The 21617-nt window shown below is 63.5% G+C and carries 17 protein-coding genes; 10 read left to right on the forward strand and 7 right to left on the reverse strand.

Features of this window, described 5'->3' with window-relative positions; genetic code table 11:
• Positions 1-54 precede the first annotated feature (54 nt).
• The 5 genes from MB84_RS02970 (at position 55) to MB84_RS02990 (ending at position 6362) form a co-directional block, all read left to right on the forward strand.
• Entirely contained in the window at positions 55-780 is a 726-nt protein-coding gene (locus tag MB84_RS02970; protein WP_046290695.1) for a phosphonate utilization associated transcriptional regulator, read from the forward strand.
• A gap of 127 nt (positions 781-907) precedes the next feature.
• On the forward strand, positions 908-2161 hold the full coding sequence (phnA, locus tag MB84_RS02975) for a phosphonoacetate hydrolase (RefSeq protein WP_046290696.1): 1254 nt from the start codon (positions 908-910) through the stop codon (positions 2159-2161).
• A 146-nt stretch (positions 2162-2307) separates the two neighbouring features.
• Positions 2308-3762, forward strand: a complete 1455-nt coding sequence (gene phnY, locus MB84_RS02980; RefSeq protein WP_046290697.1) for a phosphonoacetaldehyde dehydrogenase — start codon at positions 2308-2310, stop codon at positions 3760-3762.
• A 238-nt stretch (positions 3763-4000) separates the two neighbouring features.
• The gene (locus MB84_RS02985; RefSeq protein WP_046290698.1) at positions 4001-5854 is read left to right on the forward strand and encodes a Na/Pi cotransporter family protein; all 1854 of its coding nucleotides are present in this window, start codon (positions 4001-4003) and stop codon (positions 5852-5854) included.
• Positions 5814-6362, forward strand: coding sequence for a phosphonate degradation HD-domain oxygenase (locus MB84_RS02990; RefSeq protein ID WP_046290699.1), 549 nt, complete (start codon positions 5814-5816; stop codon positions 6360-6362). Before MB84_RS02985 ends, MB84_RS02990 begins: the two co-directional genes overlap by 41 nt.
• Positions 6363-6449: 87 nt before the next feature.
• Here the strand turns inward: MB84_RS02990 and MB84_RS02995 are convergent, their stop codons facing one another.
• From MB84_RS02995 to uvrA, 6 genes are all read right to left on the reverse strand, one after another.
• Entirely contained in the window at positions 6450-7448 is a 999-nt protein-coding gene (locus MB84_RS02995; RefSeq protein WP_052652899.1) for a hypothetical protein, read from the reverse strand.
• Positions 7449-7535: 87 nt separating this feature from the next.
• Positions 7536-7934, reverse strand: a complete 399-nt coding sequence (locus tag MB84_RS03000) for a RidA family protein (protein ID WP_046290700.1) — start codon at positions 7932-7934, stop codon at positions 7536-7538.
• A complete protein-coding gene (locus MB84_RS03005) occupies positions 7931-8911 on the reverse strand; it encodes a threo-3-hydroxy-L-aspartate ammonia-lyase (RefSeq protein WP_046290701.1) in 981 nt (326 codons plus the stop codon). Before MB84_RS03005 ends, MB84_RS03000 begins: the two co-directional genes overlap by 4 nt.
• A complete protein-coding gene (locus MB84_RS03010; RefSeq protein WP_046290702.1) occupies positions 8908-9582 on the reverse strand; it encodes a helix-turn-helix transcriptional regulator in 675 nt (224 codons plus the stop codon). Before MB84_RS03010 ends, MB84_RS03005 begins: the two co-directional genes overlap by 4 nt.
• 119 nt (positions 9583-9701) lie before the next feature.
• On the reverse strand, positions 9702-10730 hold the full coding sequence (locus MB84_RS03015; protein ID WP_046290703.1) for an AI-2E family transporter: 1029 nt from the start codon (positions 10728-10730) through the stop codon (positions 9702-9704).
• Between the two features lie 26 nt (positions 10731-10756).
• Positions 10757-13621 (reverse strand): excinuclease ABC subunit UvrA, encoded by a 2865-nt coding sequence (gene uvrA / locus MB84_RS03020; RefSeq protein WP_046290704.1) that lies wholly within the window; start codon positions 13619-13621, stop codon positions 10757-10759.
• A gap of 510 nt (positions 13622-14131) precedes the next feature.
• Here uvrA and MB84_RS03025 point away from each other — a divergent pair.
• The 5 genes from MB84_RS03025 to MB84_RS03045 all read left to right on the forward strand — a co-directional run bounded on the left by MB84_RS03025 (position 14132) and on the right by MB84_RS03045 (position 20452).
• The gene (locus tag MB84_RS03025; protein ID WP_046290705.1) at positions 14132-15295 is read left to right on the forward strand and encodes an MFS transporter; all 1164 of its coding nucleotides are present in this window, start codon (positions 14132-14134) and stop codon (positions 15293-15295) included.
• 30 nt (positions 15296-15325) lie between these two features.
• Positions 15326-15844: a single-stranded DNA-binding protein gene (locus MB84_RS03030; protein WP_046290706.1), complete on the forward strand. Its 519-nt coding sequence runs from the start codon at positions 15326-15328 to the stop codon at positions 15842-15844.
• A 191-nt stretch (positions 15845-16035) separates the two neighbouring features.
• Complete coding sequence (locus MB84_RS03035; protein ID WP_046290707.1) at positions 16036-17244, forward strand: glycosyltransferase; 1209 nt, start codon at positions 16036-16038, stop codon at positions 17242-17244.
• A 10-nt stretch (positions 17245-17254) separates the two neighbouring features.
• Complete coding sequence (locus tag MB84_RS03040) at positions 17255-17956, forward strand: polysaccharide deacetylase family protein (protein WP_046290708.1); 702 nt, start codon at positions 17255-17257, stop codon at positions 17954-17956.
• Positions 17957-18103: 147 nt separating this feature from the next.
• Entirely contained in the window at positions 18104-20452 is a 2349-nt protein-coding gene (locus MB84_RS03045) for a patatin-like phospholipase family protein (protein ID WP_084009582.1), read from the forward strand.
• A 6-nt stretch (positions 20453-20458) separates the two neighbouring features.
• Here the strand turns inward: MB84_RS03045 and MB84_RS03050 are convergent, their stop codons facing one another.
• Positions 20459-21598: an ATP-binding protein gene (locus tag MB84_RS03050; protein ID WP_046290709.1), complete on the reverse strand. Its 1140-nt coding sequence runs from the start codon at positions 21596-21598 to the stop codon at positions 20459-20461.
• Positions 21599-21617: the final 19 nt, after the last annotated feature.

Genomic DNA, 21617 nt, shown 5'->3' on the forward strand with positions numbered 1-21617 from the left:
CGTCGCGCGATGGCATCAATGTCCAGAGCACTGTTTTGAAAAGGAAAGGCCGGTATGACTCCGAAGCCCACGTCGCCAACCGCAATCGAGTTGTTGCAGAGCCAGTCGCTCACCACGCTGGTCCAGCACGAAATCGAGCGTCAGATCATGGCGGGCACGCTCACGCCCGGGACCAAGCTTAACGAGATCGAGGTCGCGGGCAGCCTGGGTGTGTCGCGCGGTCCGGTGCGCGAAGCGTTCCGGGCGCTCGAAGAAGCCGGACTGCTGCGCACGGAAAAGAATCGCGGCGTGTTCGTGCGGGTCATCTCGATTGAAGAAGCCGAAGAGATTTACGCGCTGCGTGGGGTGCTCGACGAGTACGTCGCGCGCACGCTCGCCGAGGGGATCACGTCCGAGCAACTCACGCGCTTGCGTGAATCCGTCGAGGCGATGCATCAGGCGGTGGAAAACGGCGACAGCGAGGGCTATTACCGGCTGAACCTGGCGTTTCACGATGCGCTCGTCGAGATGGTCGGTAACCGCAAGTTGCTGGAGACGTATCGCCGTCTGGTCAAGGAACTGAGCTTGTTCCGTCACGAAGCGCTCACGGGCGACGCGTCCGCACCGCCGAAGTCGGAGCGCGAGCATCGGGACATCGTGAGCGCGATTGCGTCGCGCGATCCCGAGCGTGCCGCGCAAGTCACGCGCGACCACTTGGTGCGAGGCCGCACGCGTATTCGCGAAATGCTCGCGCGTGCGCCCGGTGCATCGGGGGCGGCCCCACAGGCGAAGGCGGGCTGAGCGCAATCGGCGCAACGCCCTTGAGGGCCTGAAGATTTGTCTTGTTGATATTTCGGCCGCATGCAGGCCATCGCACGAAGCGCGATGCCCATTACGGTCAACCGAGTGGTTATTGAGGAGAACCGACGTGAACCAGCCCGCACAGATTCAAGTGAACGGCCGTCAGTACCGCCTGCCGAAGCAACCGACCGTGATCGTATGCGTCGACGGCTGCCAGTTCGAATACATCGAAGCCGCTGCCGCCGCTGGCGTCGCGCCCTATCTGAAGCGTTTGCTCGCCGAGGGCGCCGTCTTCCAGGGCGACTGTGTCGTGCCGTCGTTCACCAACCCGAACAACCTGTCGATCGTGACCGGCGCGCCCCCCGCCGTGCACGGTATCTGCGGCAACTACTTTTTCGACCCGGCTGCCAACGGCGGTCGTGGTGCGGAAGTCATGATGAACGACCCCGCCTACCTGCGCGCGGGCACCGTGTTTGCAGCAGCGGCCGACGCCGGTGCGAGCCTTGCCGTCGTGACCGCCAAGGACAAGCTGCGCAAGTTGCTCGGCTATCGCATGAAGGGCATCTGCTTCTCGTCGGAGAAGGCCGATCAGGTCACGTTGGAAGAGAACGGTATCGAAGACGTGGTCGAGCTCGTCGGCATGCCTGTGCCGGACGTCTACAGCGCAGAACTCTCGGAGTTCGTGTTCGCGGCGGGCGTGCGCCTGCTCGAGACGCGTCACATCGATCTGATGTATCTCTCGACGACCGATTACATCCAGCACAAGTGGGCCCCGGGCACGGACGGCGCGAACGCCTTCTACGCGATGATGGACAAGTACCTCGCGCGAATGGACGAACTCGGCGCGGTCATCGGGCTGACGGCCGATCACGGCATGAACGCCAAGCACGATCCGAAGACCGGCCAGCCCAACGTCATCTATCTGCAAGACCTGCTCGACGACTGGTTCGGCAAGGGCGTGGACGCGGGCGGTGCGCGCGTGATCCTGCCGATTACCGACCCGTACGTGGTGCACCACGGTGCGCTCGGTTCCTACGCCACGATCTACCTGCCGAACGACGCGGACCGCGACGCCATCCGCGCACGCATCGCCGCACTGCCCGGCATTGAAGTGGTGCTGACCAACGCCGAAGCCTGCGCACGCTTCGAGTTGCCGCCCGATCGCGTGGGCGATCTGGTGGTCGTGAGCGACCAGTCCGTCGTGCTGGGCACCAGCGCAAGCCGCCACGATCTGTCGGGGCTGACGGTGCCGCTGCGCTCGCACGGCGGTATCTCGGAGCAGACGGTGCCGTTGCTCTTCAATCGCAAGACCGAAGGGATTCCGGGCAAGGCGCGACTTCGCAACTTCGACATCCTCGATGTGGCGCTCAATCACGTTTGAGCCGCATTGAGCCGCATTAAGCCGCATTCGGCCCTGTCGGGTTGACGTCCGGCCCAAGAGCAGAGCATTAGCGCCAGCGTCGTGAAAACCTCAGAACGTTTGCACGTCCCGGCCCCTGTCCAGTTGGAGACGCAGTGGAGAACCCCATGAACGCGCCGCACAAGCTGCACCCCGAGTTCCGCGCCGAAGCGCTTCGCATCGGTGGCGAAAAAGTGACCCGCGAACGGATCATCGAAGTGTTCAATCCGTATTCGGGCGATCTGGTCGGCACCGTGCCGAAGGCCTCGCTCGACGATGTGCGTCGCGCGTTCTCGATTGCCAAGCAGTACCGCTCCACGCTCACGCGATTCGAGCGCGCCAACATTCTGGAGAAGGCGGCCGCACTGTTGCGCGCACGCACGGCGCAAGCCGCGGCCATCATCACGATGGAGTCGGGGCTGTGCAAGAAAGACGCCATCTACGAAATCGGCCGCGTCGCCGACGTGCTGGGTTTCGCCGCAGGCGAAGCGCTCAAGGACGACGGACAGGCGTTCTCCTGCGATCTCACGCCGCACGGCAAGAAGCGCCGTGTGGTCACGCAGCGCGAGCCGCTGCTGGGTGCGATTTCGGCCATCACGCCGTTTAATCACCCCATGAATCAGGTGGCGCACAAGGTCGCGCCGTCGATTGCAACGAATAACCGGATGGTGCTCAAGCCGTCCGAGAAGGTGCCGCTTTCTGCCTACTATCTGGCCGACACACTTTATGAAGCCGGTCTGCCGCCGGAGATGCTGCAAGTGATCACGGGCGATCCGATGGAGATTGCCGACGAGCTGATCACGAACGAGAACATCGACATGATCACGTTCACGGGCGGCGTGTCGATCGGCAAGTACATCGCGTCCAAGGCGGGCTATCGCCGCATCGTGCTGGAGCTGGGCGGCAACGACCCGCTGATCGTGATGGAGGACGCCGATCTGGAGCGTGCCACCGATCTCGCAGTGCAAGGGTCGTACAAGAATTCGGGGCAGCGTTGCACGGCGGTCAAGCGCATGCTGGTGCACAAGGACATCGCCGCACGGTTCACCGAACTCGTGGTCGAGAAGACCCGTGCGTGGAAGTACGGCGATCCGGCCGATGGCGACAACGACATGGGCACGGTGATCGACGAAGCGGCCGCGCGCCTGTTCGAGTCGCGTGTGAACGAAGCGGTGTCGCAGGGCGCGCGTCTGCTGGTCGGCAACAAGCGCGACGGTGCGCTGTACTCGCCGACGGTGATCGATCGCGTCGATCCGAAGATGACGGTGGTGCGCGAAGAGACCTTCGGGCCGGTGTCGCCGATCATCACGTTCGGCAGCATCGACGAAGCGATCGCCATCTCCAACGGCACCGCGTTCGGCCTGTCGTCCGGCGTCTGCACGAACCGCCTTGATTATGTGACGCGTTTTACCAACGAATTGCAGGTCGGGACGGTCAACGTGTGGGAAGTGCCGGGATATCGCATCGAACTGACGCCGTTCGGCGGTATCAAGGACTCCGGGCTGGGCTATAAGGAAGGGGTTCAGGAGGCGATGAAAAGCTTCACGAACACCAAGACCTTCACCTTGCCGTGGGGCGTCTGAGCGAGGCGTAGCAGAACCAGCGCAAAATTTGTGACAATTTGATGACAGGATTGTTGCGCTGGTCAAATTGGTGTACGGTGTATCGATTGGGGATACGCATGACGCGTGAACTTCATACGCATCCCGACGCCAGTGTTGGACTGACGCGGGATGCCGGTTTGGCAAACCAGTGGACGCGTCATGTTGGCGGCGCGAAGCGCGGCCTGTCCCGTCGACAATAAGATCACGGAACACTGGCATGCTGACACTGCTCAACCTACTTTCCGGCGTGGCGATGCTGATCTGGGGGACGCACATTGTGCGTACCGGGGTCCTGCGCGTCTACGGCGCCGACCTGCGACGCATTCTGTCGCACAGCATCTCGAACCGCTTCCTCGCCTTTGCGGCGGGCGTGCTCGTCACGGGCCTCGTGCAGAGCAGTAACGCGACGGCGCTCATCGTGTCGTCGTTCGGCGCACAGGGGCTGATCGCGCTGGCCCCCGCCCTGTCGATCATGCTGGGTGCGGACGTCGGTACCGCCGTCATGGCGCGGATCCTGACGTTCGATCTGCACTGGCTGTCGCCGCTGCTGATCTTCTTCGGCGTCATCTTCTTCCTCTCGCGAAAACAAACCCGCGCAGGCCAGTTGGGCCGCGTGTCTATCGGCCTTGGGCTGATCATCCTGGCGTTGCAACTCATCGTAGGCGCGACCACGCCAATGACCGAAGCCGCCGGGGTGAAGGTGCTGTTCGGCTCGCTCACGGGCGACGTGATGCTCGACACGCTGATCGGTGCGCTCTTCGCGATGGTGTCGTATTCGAGCCTCGCGGCCGTGCTGCTGACGGCCACGCTGGCGTCGTCCGGCGTCATCTCGCTCAAAGTGGCGCTATGTCTGGTGATCGGCGCGAATCTGGGCAGCGGCATGCTTGCGATGCTGACGTCGGCCGGTCAGAACGCGGCGGGCCGTCGTGTGGTGTTCGGCAGCCTCATCTTCAAACTGATCGGCTGCCTGATCGTGCTGCCGTTCGTCGACTACGCGCCGGTGCTGGTGAGCTGGCTTTCGGACGCCCCCGCACAAGCCGTCGTCAACTTCCACGTGCTGTACAACCTCGTTCGCTGCCTTGTTTGCCTCGCGTTCACCGAGCCGATGGCACGTCTGTGCGTGCGCCTGTTGGCCGAAAAGCCGGAAGCCGATGGCGTGACGCGTGTGCGTCACCTGGACGAGAGCGCCCTGGAAATGCCTTCGGTGGCGCTGGCCAATGCCACGCGCGAAACGTTGCGCATGGGCGACCTCATCGAGCAGATGCTCAACGGTTTGCTTGACGTCATCAAGAGCAACGATGTGGCGCGCGCCCGAGAAACGCGTCGTATGGACGACGACGTCGACCATCTCTACACCGCCGTGAAGTTGTACCTGACGCGCGTGTCGCGCGAAAACCTCAGCGAGCAGGATAGCCGCCGCTGGACGGACATCATCTCGCTCACCATCAATCTGGAGCATGCGGGCGACATCATCGAGCGCATGGTGGTGGAGGTCGAGGAAAAGAAGATCTCGCACAAGCTGTCGTTCTCGGAGGCGGGCTTGCAGGAGATTTGCGACATGCACGCGCGGTTGGTGACGAACCTGCAACTCGGTTTGTCGGTGTTCCTGAATACCGATCTGCGCAGCGCGCAGCGGCTGATGGCCGAAAAGGAAAGCTTCCGCGATCTGGAGCGCGCGTATTCGTACACCCACCTGAATCGTCTGGCGGGCCAGTCGGTGCAAAGTATCGAGACGTCGTCGCTGCATCTGGACATCATCAGCGACATGAAGCGTCTGAACTCGCTGTTCTGTTCGACGGCGTATCCGGTGCTCGACGACGCAGGCGCACTGCGCAAGAGTCGCATGCGCGACAAGCCGAAGGACGCGAAGGACGCGAAGGACGGCAAGGAAGGCAAGGAAGGCAAGGACAATAAGGACATGAAGACGCCGAAGGAACCGAAGGCGTCGAAACTGGCGGCGTTTGCCGATGTCGCGACGGCCGCTGCCGGGGCTGGCCCCGAATCTCGCGACGACAACGAGAGTTCTCACGATGGCCCTGAGCCTGCCGGACATCCGCACCCTGTTCGATAAATTCGGTTCGATCGCATACAGCGGCGAACCCGTCACCCAACTGGAGCACGCGCTGCAAAGCGGCGCGCTTGCAGAGAGCGAGGGCGCCGACGAGGCGCTCGTCGCTGCCAGTTTCCTCCACGATCTCGGCCACCTGCTCAATCTTCAGGGCGAAACGCCCACCGAGCGCGGCATCGACGATCTGCATCAATACTCTGCACTGCCGTTCCTCAGGCCGCTGTTCGGCGACGCCGTCCTCGATCCGATTCGTCTGCACGTAGACGCCAAGCGTTGCCTTTGCGCGATCGATCCGGCGTATTACGGCAAGCTATCGGTGGATTCGGTGCGCAGTCTCGCGCTGCAAGGCGGTGTGTTCAGCGATGAGGAAGCGAAGACGTTTCTCGCGCGCGAGCATGCCGAGGCGGCGCTTCGACTGCGTCGGTGGGACGACCGCGCGAAGATCGCAGGCATGAAGACGCCATCGCTCGACCACTTCATGTTGGTGCTGGAGCGCGTGACGATCCAGTGATGCGGATGAGATGAAAAATGGCCGCGCCGGGAAGCTCCGGCGCGGCCATTTTTCGTTTGTCGACCTGCTTTTGACGTGAGACGCGCGTCAGTGCGGCAGTTTCGCGCGCCACGCCGAGGGCAACAGGCGCAGTACGGCCCGACGCGACGGTTGCCAGAACACCGACAGCAACAGCAGCACACCGCCGACGATCACCGCCGTGGCTGGCAGCGACATGCTGGCGTGCGCGTAGGGTTCGTCGCCGTTCGCGGCGGGCGTCATGAACATGCGCAGGATTGCGCTCATGACGTACAGCAGCGACGACAGCATTAGTGCACGACGGTCAATGGCGAGCGACACGGCCGTGAGCAGCACGAACACGGCGATGACCGCGCCGGGATGGTTCGGTGCGAGCATCCAGAAGATCGGATGCGTGACCATGCAGGCAGCGAGCAGGTGAAGCCAGAAAGCGACATCGGAGCGGATGGTCGTGCGTTGCGGATCCTGTGCGTCCCAGCGCAGCGCCCAGACGAAGATCGCCAGCCCGACGACGACATTCGCCACCAGCAGCCAGCCATCGTTCTCGGTCAGTACCAGCACATGCGCCCAGACGACGGCGACCACACCGGCCACGCCCATGGCGATCACGGCGGGCACCCGGAAGCGCCACCAGAAGAGGGCGGCACCGAGGGCGGTGCAGACGCAGGTGCCGACGAGCGTCCACCCACTCATCGATGCACGCACGCTTTCTCCGCCCTGATGCAGCAACGAAGCGTTCCCGAAACCGAGCATGGCGGCCGTGCTCACAAAGCTGAACGAAAAGCAGAGCGCGGGCAGCGCCATGCGGCGGCGCCGCACGAAGATCTCCGAGAGTCCCCACGTGATGGCGGCGGCGATGAGCATCTGCAGCCACGAAGGCAGCGACGCCGTGAGCCACACCGTGCCGAATGAGAGCAGCCACGAAGCGATGACGACGAAGATGTCGTTAAAGCTCGTGGCCAGCCGCAGCGGTTCGTCGTCGATACGCTGCTGAGTCAGCGGCGCAGACGGAGGCAGGGGGGCATCGGAGGGCGCGCGTGTCGGTGTCGGGAAATCGGGGGTCGTCATGTTTCGATGAACTTAGGAATGCGTGGAGCGAAGTGTACCGGTCTGATCGGCCAGCCCGCCTCGAATTCCCGGGATTCATCGCAAGTTTCATCCCGCCAGTGCCGTCGCCTCGATTTCCACGGCAACACCGTGACTGAGCGCTGGCACCGGGACCACGCAGCGCGCCGGCTTCGCATCGCCCGCCCACTCGGCGTAGACCTCGTTGAACGGACCCCAGTCGTCGACATTCGTGATGTATACGCGCACCTGCACCAGACGGCTGACGCTGGTGCCGCAGGCGGCAAGGATGGCCGCCACGTTCTCCAGCGCCTGTTTCGCCTGCTCGGCGAACGGCGCGCCGACCAGGCGTTCGCCCTCCGGCGTGATCGGCAACTGTCCCGAGACGAAGACGAAACCATTCGCGCAAACCCCGTGCGAATAGTGGCCTCGCGGCGGTTGCAATGTCGGTACGTTCACCGATTCGATACCTCGTTCCTGCGTGCTCATACGGCCTCCCCGAGCGCAAGTTTTGCAAAACGTAAAAGATCGACGTTGCCGCCGGACAGAATGACGCCCACGCGCTTGCCACGAACGTCGACCTTGCCCTGCATCGCGGCGGCGGCTGCGAGACAGCCCGTCGGCTCGACCACAATCTTCATGCGGCTCGCGAAGAACTTCATCGTCTGCACGAGTTCATCGTCGGTTACGGTCAGGATATCGTTCACCAGCGAGCGGATCACCGGGAAGGTGTACTGACCGAGATGCTGCGTCTGCGCGCCGTCGGCGATGGTGCGGGGCGTCTCGATGTGAACGATTTCGCCAGTGCGGAAACTCTGCTGCCCGTCGTTACCGGCCTCCGGTTCCACGCCGTAAATCTCGATATTCGGATTGAGCGCGCGCGCCGCGACGGCGCTGCCCGAGAGCAACCCGCCACCGCCCAGACACACCAGCAGCATGTCGAGCTCACCCGCGTCTTCGATCAGTTCCTTGACGGCCGTACCCTGACCGGCCATCACATGCGGATGGTCGTACGGCGGGATCAGCGTCATGCCGCGCTCTGCCGCGAGACGCGTCGACAGCGCTTCGCGATCTTCCTTGTAGCGATCGAACAGAATCACTTCCGCACCGTACCCACGCGTGGCGTCGATCTTCATTTGCGGGGCGTCCTGCGGCATCAGGATGACGGCGGGCACGCCCAGTTCGCGGGCCGACAACGCGATGGCCTGCGCGTGGTTACCCGACGAGAATGCCAGCACACCGCCGCGCTTCTGCTCCGCCGTGAACTGGGAAATCGCGTTGTACGCGCCGCGAAACTTGAACGCGCCCATGCGCTGGAAATTCTCCGCCTTGAAGAACAGGCGGGCGCCGGTCATGGTGTCGGCCGTGCGCGACGTGAGTACCGGCGTGCGGTGCGCCGCTTCGCGAATTCGGTCGTGAGCGGCGACGACATCGCCATACGTGATCGCCAACGTGGGGGTAGTCATGAGGAACCTTTCGAGTCGGAGAGATAGGTGTAGACGGTCGAACGGGCGACGCCCAGCGTGCGCGCCACTTCGGCATGCGCGTGACGCAGGTCCAGCAGACCGCGCGCCTCGATCAGACGGATCGCCTCGCGGCGTTGCGCGAGCGTCAGGCCCTGCGGCGTGGTGTTGCGCTGCGCGGCGAAGTCGGCGATGAGCGGGCGGATGTCGTCGAGACGGCGGCTCGCAAGCGTCTCGCTGACGGTGGCCGGTGCCTGATTCGGCACGCTCACCAACTGCTGGACGCTCGCGGCCGCTGCCGCCAGCATCGAAATGTCCATGTTCAGGCAGATGGCGGCGACGTATTCGCCCTCGCTGTTCTTCAGCCCGATGGACGTGCTCTTGGCCGGACGCCCATCGGGAAACCGATTGGCGTAATTCGCGATGACTTCGGGGAACGCCGGGTCGGCGATACGTGCGAGCCCCATCTCCGTGACGGCGTCGCCTGGCTCGCGGCCTGACAAATTGTTGGCGATGGCCACGATGGCATGGTCGGGATCGGTCAGGTCGTGCAGCACCACTTCCACGAGCGGTGCGAAGGTCTGACCGAGCGCTTCGACGATCTTGCGTCCCTCACGCAACAGCAGCGTGTTCTCGTCGAGCTTGCCCGTGGTGGAAACTTTGGTGGATTTCATGATTTGACATTATGTCATTGAGTGACGAAATGTCAAATTGAGGTTAAAAAGTACGCCCGGTGCCGTTCCGTCTCGATTGAGACGTCGGGCAGCGAGCGTAGTCGTGTGCCGTTAGGCGCTCAGACGAGCTTCTTCTCCGCCAGTTCGCTCTTGAGATAGCCGTAGTAGATGGGCGCGGCGATCAGCCCCGGTAACCCGAATGCGGCCTCCATTACGATCATGGCCAGCAGCAATTCCCAGGCGCGCGACTGAATCTGCGTGCCGACGATGCGTGCGTTCAGGAAATATTCGAGCTTGTGAATGACGATCAGGAAGATCAGCGCCGAGATCGCCACGTAGAGCGACACCGACAGGCCGAGCACCACGATGAACGTGTTGGAGATCAGATTGCCGACGACCGGCAGCAGGCCGACCACGAACGTCACCACGATCATCGTCTTGCGCAGCGGCAAATGGATGCCGAACAACGGCAAGATACCGATCAGGAAGATGGCCGTGAAAACCGTGTTGATGAGCGAGATCTTCACCTGCGCGAAGACGATGCGACGGAAGGCGTCGCCGAAGAGGGTCACGCGGCGGGTGAGGGCGGCGGCCAGCGGACGCATGTGCTGCACCGGACGCACGCTCGACAGCGCCACGAGCGCACCGAGCACCAGCCCGACGATGATGTGCACCATCGCGTTCAGCGCTTCCTTGCCGACGAGCGACATCTCCTGCGTGTGATCCTTCAGGAACTCGGTTACGGCCTGATGGATGTCTTCGGTATCCGCAGGGAGACGATCGGTCACCCACATCGGCAGTTGCGAGCGCGCCTGCTCGATCGCTTCCATCATGCGGCCATTGATGTGTTCGAGGTGCCCTGCGTCGCTGCGCAAGAAGCTGATGACGCCGAACACCAGCGCCGTCATGAGGGCGACGATAAGGGCCGAGAGCAGCGCCACGGCGACCAGCCGTGCCCGCTCGCTCGAGATGCGCAATTGCAGGCGCGGCCCCAGCACATGGACGAGCTGATACACCACCATGCCCGCCAATACTGCCGACAGCAGGTGGATGCTGAGGATCAGCCAGAGGGCCGCCGCTGCGAAGACATAGCTTGCGGCTTCGACCCAGAAGTTCCGGTCCGGAGTCCAGCCAGAGCGCGGTTCCATGAGATGACGTCCTTTTCCGATAAAGCTTACTTGCCGCGCTTGAGCAACGGTGCCAGATACTTGCCGGTGAAGCTGGCCTTGCTCGCTGCGACCTGCTCGGGCGTGCCCTGCGCAATGATCTGCCCGCCACCTGCGCCGCCTTCCGGCCCGAGGTCGATCACCCAATCCGCCGTTTTGATCACGTCGAGATTGTGTTCGATGATGACGACCGTGTTGCCCTGATCGCGCAACCGGTGAATCACCGTGAGCAGCAGTTCGATATCGTGGAAGTGCAGGCCCGTGGTCGGTTCGTCAAGGATATACAACGTGCGGCCCGTGTCGCGCTTGGACAGCTCGAGCGAGAGCTTCACGCGCTGCGCCTCGCCGCCCGATAGCGTGGTGGCCGACTGACCGAGACGGATGTAGCCCAGACCGACGTCGAGCAGCGTCTTCAACTTGCGCGCGACGACCGGTACCGGCTTGAAGAACTCGTGCGCCTGCTCGACCGTCATGTCGAGCACTTCCGAGATGTTGCGTCCCTTGTACTGAACTTCGAGCGTTTCGCGGTTGTAGCGCTTGCCGTGGCAGACGTCGCACGGCACGTACACGTCCGGCAGGAAGTGCATCTCGACCTTGATGACGCCGTCGCCCTGACAGGCCTCGCAGCGTCCGCCCTTCACGTTGAACGAGAAGCGGCCCGGGTCGTAGCCACGCTCCTTGGCGGCAGGCACACCGGCGAACAGTTCGCGAATCGGCGTGAAGAGCCCCGTGTAGGTGGCCGGGTTCGAGCGCGGCGTGCGTCCGATGGGCGACTGGTCGACGTTGATGACCTTGTCGAAATGCTCCAGCCCATCGATCTGCTCGTACGGCGCCGGCTCGGCCGACGAGCCATACAGATGGCGTGCAACGGCGTGATACAGCGTGTCGTTGATGAGCGTGGACTTGCCCGAGCCGGAGACGCCCGTCACGCACGTCAGCAGGCCGACCGGCAGGTCCAGATTGACGTTCTTCAGATTGTTGCCCGTGGCGTCGACGATGCGCAGATAGTCCTCGCCCGGTGCGCGGCGCTCGGTCGGCACTTCGATGCGTCGTGCGCCCGAGAGGTACTGACCCGTGAGCGATTCCGCGGCGTTCTCGATTTGCTCGGGGCTACCCTGCGCAATCACGGTGCCGCCGTGAATGCCCGCGCCGAGTCCCATGTCGACGACGTAGTCACTCGCGAGAATCATGTCCTCGTCGTGCTCGACCACGATCACCGAGTTGCCGAGATCGCGCAGATGCTTGAGCGTGCCGATGAGGCGGTCGTTATCGCGTTGATGCAGGCCGATGGACGGCTCGTCGAGCACGTACATCACGCCCGTCAGGCCCGAGCCGATCTGCGACGCGAGACGAATCCGTTGCGCCTCGCCGCCCGAGAGCGTATCGGCGCTGCGTTCGAGCGAGAGGTAGTCGAGACCGACGTTATTCAGGAACGTGAGACGCGCCACGATTTCCTTGACGATCTTGTCGGCAATCTCGCGCTTCGCGCCGTGCAGCACCAGTTCGTGGAAGTAGCCGAGCGTTTCGCGCAGCGGCAGATTGCCGATCTCGTAGATGGCGCGTGCCTGCTTGTCTTCGCCCACTTTGACGAAGCGCGCCTCGCGACGCAGGCGACTGCCTTCGCAATCCGGGCAGGCGCGGTTGTTCTGATACTTGGCGAGTTCTTCGCGCACGGCGACCGAGTCGGTTTCGCGATAGCGTCGCTCAAGGTTCGGGATGATGCCTTCGAAGGCGTGCGAGCGTACCGACGTGCGGCCCTTCTCGTTCACGTAGGTGAACGGAATTTCCTGCTCGCCGGAGCCGTAAAGCACGATCTTCTGCGTCTCTTCGGGCATTTCCTCGAAGGGCGTGTCGACTTCGAAGTCGTAGAACGCCGCGAGGCTTTGCAGCATCTGGAAGTAGAACTGGTTGCGTCGGTCCCAGCCCTTGATCGCGCCGGACGCGAGCGACAGGGCAGGGAAGGCGACGACGCGCTTCGGATCGAAGAACGTCATCTGTCCCAGACCATCGCAGGTCGGGCACGCGCCCATCGGATTGTTGAACGAGAACAGACGCGGTTCGAGTTCCTGCAACGAATACGAGCACACCGGGCACGCGAATTTCGAACTGAAGACGTGTTCCTTGTCGGTATCCATTTCCAGCGCAATCGCGCGGCCGTCGGCCAGACGCAGCGCCGTCTCGAACGACTCTGCCAGACGTTGCTTCAGATCGGCGCGCACCTTGATGCGGTCGATGACCACATCGACGGAGTGTTTTTCCGTCTTCTTGAGCTTGGGCAGCGATTCGATGTCGTACACGCGCGCCTTGCCTTCGTTGGCCGCGCCGCCGCCCGAGCGGATACGAAAGCGCACGAAGCCCTGCGCCTGCATCGATTCGAAGAGGTCCGCATGCTCGCCCTTACGATCGACGACGATCGGCGCGAGGATCATGAGCTTGGTGTCTTCGGGCAGCGCGAGCACGGCGTCGACCATTTGCGAAACGCTTTGCGATTCGAGCGGCAGTCCGTGATCGGGGCAGTACGGCGTACCTACGCGTGCATAGAGCAGACGCAGATAGTCGTGAATTTCGGTGACCGTGCCGACGGTCGAGCGAGGGTTGTGCGACGTGGCCTTCTGTTCAATCGAAATCGCTGGCGAAAGCCCTTCGATGAGGTCGACGTCAGGCTTTTCCATCAGTTGCAGGAACTGACGGGCATACGCCGACAGGCTTTCGACATAGCGCCGCTGACCTTCCGCGTACAGCGTATCGAAGGCGAGCGACGACTTGCCGGAGCCCGACAGGCCGGTGATCACCACGAGTTGGTGACGGGGCAGGTCGAGATTGACGTTCTTGAGGTTGTGGGTACGAGCCCCACGAATACGAATGGTTTCCATTGACGGTTCCGGGTCGTCGCCGAGGAAGCCGCGCGGCGAATTGTCGCGGGGCGGTTTCCGGCCCCCAAGAGCCTGAGTTTCCCGGGACGTCGGACCGCGTCGACACGGCGTTGGCCGGGCATCGACGCAGCAGGCGGCGGGAGCGGTCGGGCGGGCCGCTGGGGGGAAATCAGGGCGGCTAAACCTGCTAATATACCTAAGTTTGATTGCCGGGGCCGATCCCTGCTGACGGGCTGCCTCGGGCGCCGATGCGGCATGGGAGGCAGATGGGGACGAACCGCCCGATTTCCAGAGGCTGGCGTCCGGCCATCTTGTCGGGCCTGTCAGGCATTCCGGACCTGACCGGGGCTCGTGCGCGAACCCGTCGGGCGCGGCGAAACACCCCGTCGTCCGAATGCAAACATCAGACAATTCCGAGGCCGCAAGCGCTTTTTTATCTCTCAGGACGTAATGTCGACTGATTCCGTGACTTCCGCATCTCCTGCCTCGACACGCGGCCGAGGGGGCCGCATGACCCCGCTAGAAGTGCGCGCCAGCGCGTCGCTCGCGGGGATTTTTGCATTGCGCATGCTCGGGCTGTTCCTGATCATGCCGGTGTTCTCGGTCTTCGCGCAGACGATTCCGGGCGGCAACGACACCTTCCTCGTCGGCCTGGCCATCGGTATCTACGGTCTGACGCAATCCCTGCTCTATATCCCGTACGGATGGGCGTCCGATCGTCTCGGACGCAAGCCGGTCATCGTCTTCGGCCTGATCGTGTTCGCAATCGGCTCGCTGGTGGCGGCGATGGCGCACGATCTGACGTGGATCATCGTCGGCCGCGCGATTCAGGGCGCCGGGGCGATCTCGTCGGCGGTCATGGCCTGCGTGGCGGATCTGACGAGCGACGCGAACCGTACCAAGGCAATGGCCATGATCGGTGGCAGCATCGGCGTGTCGTTTGCCGTGGCCATTGTGTGCGCGCCGTTCCTGTATCACTGGTTGGGCATGAGCGGCTTGTTCTCGGCCATCGGCATACTCGCGGTGCTGGCGATTTTCGTAGTGCTGTGGGTGGTGCCCACGCCGCCCGTCCATGCCAAGGCCGGACCTGCGCCGTTCTCGGAAGTGCTGCATAACCCGGAACTGCTGCGTCTGAACTTCGGCGTGTTCGTGCTGCATGCCACGCAGACGGCGCTCTTCGTGGCGATGCCGCGCATGCTGGTCGCGGCCGGATTGCCGGTGGCGCAGCACTGGGAGATTTATCTGCCGGTGATGGGATTGTCGTTCGTCGCGATGGTGCCTGCGATCATTGCTGCCGAAAAGCGGGGCAAGATGAAGGCGGTGCTGCTCTCGGCGATTGCGCTCGTGGCTATCGCGCAGGTCGCGTTGGGCGGATTGCCGCCGACGGTCGGTGTGATTGCCGTGGTGTTGTTTGTGTACTTCCTGGGCTTCAATGTGCTCGAAGCGTCGCAGCCGTCGCTGGTGTCGAAGCTGGCGCCGGGACAGCGTAAAGGTGCGGCCGTCGGGGTGTACAACACGACTCAGGCACTCGGCCTTTTCTGCGGTGGGGCCCTAGGGGGTTTTCTGATGACCCACTACGGTCAAAACGCAATCTTCCTGACTTGCGCAGCCGGGGCTTTCGTGTGGCTTATAATCGCCGCACCGATGAGGACGCCTGCGCCTCGTCAATCCTGATCGGATTTCAGCAATACCGGAGAAAGATTTATGGCATCAGTCAACAAAGTGATTCTGGTCGGCAATCTGGGTGCCGACCCCGAAGTCCGCTACATGCCGAGCGGCGATGCGGTTGCGAACATTCGTCTGGCGACGACCGACCGTTACAAGGACAAGCAGTCCGGCGAATTCAAGGAAATGACGGAATGGCACCGTGTGTCGTTCTTCGGCCGTTTGGCGGAGATCGTCAACGAGTACCTGAAGAAGGGCTCGTCGGTGTACATCGAAGGCCGTATCCGTACGCGCAAGTACCAGGCGCAGGACGGCACGGAGCGCTACAGCACGGAAATCGTGGCTGACCAGATGCAGATGCTGGGTGGCCGTAGCGGCGGCGGTGAAGGTGGCGGCGGTGGCGGCTACTCGCGCGGCGGTGGCGGTGGTGGCGACGAAGGCGGTGGCGGCGGTTACTCGCGTGGCGGTGGTGGCGGCGGTGGCGGTGCACGTCAGCAAGCCCCGGCCAAGCAGTCCGGCGGCGGCTTCGACGACATGGACGACGATATTCCGTTCTAAGTCGAGACGACCGGGCGACATCGCGCCCGTCGACAAAACCCGGCAAGCGTTGCGCTGCCGGGTTTTTTTACGTCTATGCGTCCATAGGTCCACACGCCCGGCGACAAAACGAAACAAAAGTCATTGCGTCTCGACACCGTGCCGACCCCGGTCTCTCTACCATTCGTGGAGACACCATCGGGCCGGAACGCATGAAGATTCTTTACACCAACTTTCACGTCGGCTGCGGCGGCGGGCAGGACACCTACGTCCGGGAACTCGCGCTCGCCATGAGCCGCGACCATGAGGTCACCGTCGCTACACCCCCCGGTAGCTGGCTCGGTGAGCAGATCAAACGGCTGGCGCGCGTCACGTCGGTCGACATCGACTTCAAACCGCGCTGGTATCGCTTCTGGCGCGAGACGCTGCGTTTGCGTCGTCTGATTCGTGAGCACCGCTTCGACGTCGTGCACGTCAACGGCTCGCCCGATCATCGTCAGGTCATGCTCGCCGTCACCGGACTCGCGGTGCGCCCCGAAATTGTCTTCACCAAGCACAACACCTATCCCGCCAACTCGTTGGGCAACTGGCTACGCGCAAGCTTCGGCACGAGCCGGACCATCGCCGTGAGCGATTATGTGCGCAAGATGCTCAGACGCGAGTCGTCCTATCCGAACATCGTGGTCGTCAAACATGGCGTGCGTTCGCCGGGGACAGCGCCGCTTAACGAGGAGGAGCGCCTGCGCCGTCGCTCGGCCCTGCTCGGTGCAAGTGCCGACGACAGCATCGTGCTCGGTAGCGCGGCAGGCACCGGCGCGGCGAAGGGTTGGGCCGACCTCGTCATGGCGCTCACGCTGCTGCCCGAAGCGACACGCCGGCGCTTTCGCGTCTGGCTCGCGGGCACCGAGCCGAGCATCGAGCAACGTGCGATGGTCGAGGCGTGCGGTCTCGATGCGCAGATCCTCTTCACGGGCCCGATCAATCACGTCCACCATCTGCTTGCGGCGACCGATATCGCGTTCGTCCTCTCCTATCACGAGAGCCTGTCGTACGCGTGCCGGGAAGCGATGGCCGCTGGCTGCGCGAGTCTCGTGACGAAGGTCGGCGGACTGCCGGAAAACGTCACCCCGTGGGTGGACGGCTGGATTGTGCCGCCGCGCGATCCGCAAGCCATCGCCAACGTGCTGATGCACATCGCCGACAAACCGGAGCGCATGCGGCACATGGGGCACATGGCGCGGATGAAGGGACGGACCGAGTTCGATTTCGACGATTTCGTCGAGGCGACCTACGGCGTGTATCTGGACGCCGTTGCCGCCAGCGTCCGGCCCCAACACCCGCCGCGAGCGGATCTCCCGTTGCGTCAGTGGCCAGGCGTTGCATTGCGTCGACAGAGACGCCATCAGAATCGAGCCACCTGAGTCCATCGCCATGTCGGTTCCGATTCTGATGTATCACCAGATTTGCGCAGTGCCACCGCGCGACAATCCGCTGCGGGGGCTGTGCGTCGATCCCGATACGTTTGCGTCGCAAATGGCCGGGCTTCGCCGCTTCGGCTATCAGGGCCTGAGCATGGGCGAGCTTCAGTCGTATCTTCGTGCGCCGGGACGCGCCAAAGTGTTCGGCATCACGTTCGACGACGGCTTTCAGAACGTCTTCGATCACGCGATGCCGGTGCTCGATTCGGTGGGCTTCACGGCGACCTGCTATTTCGTGGCGGATCATCTGGGCGGCACGAATCACTGGGACGCACATCTCGTCGCGTCCCCCGCGCCGCTCATGGACCGCGACAGGCTCCTCACGTGGATGCGTCGCGGGCATGAAGTCGGCGCGCACACGCTCAATCACGTGTCGTTGCCGGATTTGACGCTGGACGACGCCGCGGCAGAAATCGTCGGCGCCAAGCACCAGCTCGAATCGATTTGCGGGACGAACATCGAGGCGTTCTGCTACCCGTACGGCAACGTCACCCGACACGTGCGCGACATCGTCGAGCGCGCCGGGTATCGCAACGCCACGACCACGCGACGCGCTCGGGCCGACCGTGACGACGACCCCTTCCTTCTGCCCCGTCTGGCCGTCGCGCCGGATGTCGGGCCATTGCGCCTGTTGTTCAAATGTCTGGCGAGCTAGTTCGCCCCCGTCGAATCGGGCCGTGAGGCCCTCTCTCTGTACCTTTCCCGTCCGAAAGATCCTCCACACGTGATTCGTGGGATCGGGTCCATTAGGTGAAACGGAAAGCAGGTATTCTTGCGGTTTTCCCAAATCCCCCCGTAAGCCATGAGCCGTTTCCCCAAACTTCATTTGCGCGACGGGGACGGTTTTCGCTGGCTCGGCGCATGCCTGCTGCTCGGTGGGCTGTTCGTCTTGCTCACCCCGGCGGCACGGGCTGCAACGTCGACGGCGGGTACTGCGTCCGCCGCACCCGGCACGATCTGCCGCGTCGAAGGCGGCGATCCGGGACGCCCGTCCGTCGGGCTGGTGTTGTCCGGTGGCGGCGCGCGAGGCTACGCGCACCTCGGCGTGCTCAAGGTGCTCGAAGACAATCGGATTCCGGTGGACTGCGTCGCAGCGACGAGCATGGGCGCAGTTGTCGGCGGCTTGTACGCGAGCGGCCTGAGTGCGACCGACATGCGTGCGCGGCTTGAACACGTGAACCTCGCGGACGTGGCGTTCGACATCACCGACCGTAGCGATCTTCCGCAGTCGCAGCGCGAAGACGAGCGCTACTACGTCGACAGCTTTTCCCTCGGCTTTGGTCCCAACGGCTTCCAGCTGCCTTCGGGGCTGGTGCATGGCAACCGGCTTCAGGCGTTGTTGCAGGAGTGGACGCCGAACGTCGGCGGCTCGGTGTCGTTCGACAAGCTTCCCGTGCCGTTCCGCGCGATTGCCGCCGACTTGCAAACCGGCCAGATGGTCGTGCTCGATCATGGCTCGTTGCCGCAGGCCATTCGCGCGAGCATGGCGCTGCCCGGTCTCTTCTCTCCGGTAGACGTCAATGGCCGCACGCTGGTCGACGGCGGCATCGTCAGCAACCTGCCGATCGAGACGGCGCGCGCGATGGGGGCGGATGTCGTGATCGCCGTGGACATCGGCTCACCGCTGCGTCCGCTCAACGCACTGTCGTCGCCAGCGGACGTGTTCCAGCAGATGGTCGGCATTCTGATTCGCCAGAACGTCGCGCGTCAGCGCGAGCAGCTTCGCTCGACCGACGTGCTGATTCAACCCGATCTGGGCCGTCTGACATTCACCGACTTCGAGAATGCACCACAAGGCATCGCCGCCGGCGAAGCCGCGGCACGCGCTGCGCTGCCGCAGCTTCAGCGGCTCGCGCTGAGTCCGGCGCAATACGCCGCGTGGCGCGCGGCGCATGGAAATACTGCGGCCGAGGCAGTACGCATCACCAAGGTCGAGATCAACTCGCGCGGCGTGGTGCCTGCGAAGCGCATCCGGGCGGCGCTGCATGTGAAGGAGGGCGACGTCTACGACCCGGCCGCAGTCAACAAGGACCTGCTGGCGCTCGTCAATGAGGACGATTTCGAGAGCGTCACGCAGCAAATGGTGGAAGAGAACGGCGAGCACAAGCTCGTCATCACCGCGCAAGAGAAGCGCTGGGGACCGAACTTCCTGCTGTTCGGCCTCGGCTTGTCGGCGACGTCGAAGGAGGAAGGCAGCTTCCGTCTGCACCTCGGATACCGCCGCCCGTGGCTCACGAGCAGCGGTCTCGAAGCCCGCGCCGACGCCACACTAGGCAGCGACGTCCTCGCGTTTCACGGCGAGTTGCGTCAACCGTTCGCGAACCCGTGGGGCGCCTACATCGCGCCTTACGTGGAGATTCAGCGCCGTCACGCCAATCTGTACGACGATTCGGGCGACGTCAGACTGACGCGATACCGCCTCACCACGGAGCGTGCCGGGGTCGACGTCGGCTTGCCGATATCGACGCTGGGCGACTTCCGTATCGGCCTGGCGTATGCGCACGGCACGGCGGTACCGCAATACAACCTGCCGATTGGCGATGGCGACGATGCGTCTCCGACCAGTCAACTACTCTTCCCCGATATTTACGGACGTCAGCTGAGCGCCCGCGCAAAGCTCGTGATCGATCAGCTCGACGATCCGCAATTCGCACGTCACGGTTATTTCACGGAGTTGCGCGCAGAGCGGTCGTTGTTCGCGGGAAGCAACAGCTATACCGAGGTGTACGGCAAGGGCATGGTGGCGATGAGCTACGGACGCCACAGCGTAAGCGCCACGATGGAGGCGGGCAACAACTTCGGCGGCACGAACGTGACGAACCCGCTCGGCTTCACGCTCGGCGGCTTCCAGCACTTGTCCGCGTACGCTGCCGATCAGTTGGCGGGCAATTCCATGATGTACGGGAACATCACGTACATGAACCGGATTGCGTCGTTCAGCGCGTCGCCGATCCGGCGGCTGTTCGTCGGGGTGAGCCTTGAAGCGGGCAATGTGTGGTCCGTGGACGATGCGTTCGGGAGCGGTACGCTCAAGCGCAGCGTCACCGTCTTCTCCGCGCTCACCACGTCGTTCGGTCCGATCTACTTCGGCGTGGCGTTCGCGCCGGGCGGACGTAACAACATCTACTTCCAGTTGGGACGAACGTACTGAGTTGGCCTAAGACGTCACCGAGGGCGAACCGGCGGTTGCCACGGCGGGCCAACTGATTTCGAAGCGTGCCCCGCCGAGGGTGACCGGATCCGTGGCGGCAACGTTGCCGTTGTGCGCCCGCATGACTTGCTCCGTGATGGCGAGCCCGAGCCCGTATCCGCCCGTGTGGCGGTCGAGTCGCACGAACGCGTCGAAGATGCGTTTGCGGTCGTCCGGCGCAATACCGGGGCCATCGTCTTCCACGTAGATGCCGACGTTCCCGTGGCGCAACTGCATCCCGACGACGATGCGCGAACGCGCATATCGGCTCGCATTGCGCAGCAGATTGCGCATCGCGTACGCCATCAGCCGCTTGTCCATGACGACCTGATACGACGGCGCGAGATTGCACTCCAGCGTGATGTCGCGCTCGGCGTAGAGCAGGGAGGCGTCGCGCACCTGATTCGCAAACCAGTGCGCAACGGACGTGGTTTCCAGATTCGACTGAAGCGAGCTGTATTCCAGCCGAGCGAAGGTCAGACTCATGTCGATGAGTTCGTCGAGTTCGGTCACGTCCAGATCGATGCTCGCCAGCGCTTGCTCACACGCGTCGGCAGGCGACGTCGGGTCGCGCAGTATCTCCAACGCGAAGCGCAGGCGCGCGAGCGGTGTGCGCAGTTCGTGCGAGATGCCGTTGGTCAGGTCGCGCTGCGTGGCGATCAGTTTCTCCATGCGCTCGGCCAGTGCGTTGAGCGTGCGCGCCAGTGGACCGATGATGACGCTGTACGACTCCTTCGCACGCGTATGGAAGCGGCCGCCGCTGAAGTCGATGGCGCGCTCGCGCACCATGACGAGATCGACCCAGACCGGACGCATCCACCGATACGCGACGATGGCGGGCAACAGCAGCGTGCTGAGTATCGCGGGGACCAGAAAGTGCGCCGTCCCCAGACGCGTGAGCCATGCGCTGTCCGGTGCGTCAAGCACGATGAAGAACGCCGGGATGACGAGCACCAGCAGACAAAGCCCCAGTAGCTTCGTGTACGTGCGCACGAAGAGCCGCGACCAACTGGGACGCCGGTCGGCGCGCGTGTCCGTCCATGAACGGCGAAATCGCTGCCACCGCAGCCGGCAGTATCGATACGGCTGGAAAGGGTTGGCGGGCATGATGTGCGCCGGGCTGGCC

Source organism: Pandoraea oxalativorans (genome assembly GCF_000972785.3).
Taxonomy (GTDB): domain Bacteria; phylum Pseudomonadota; class Gammaproteobacteria; order Burkholderiales; family Burkholderiaceae; genus Pandoraea; species Pandoraea oxalativorans.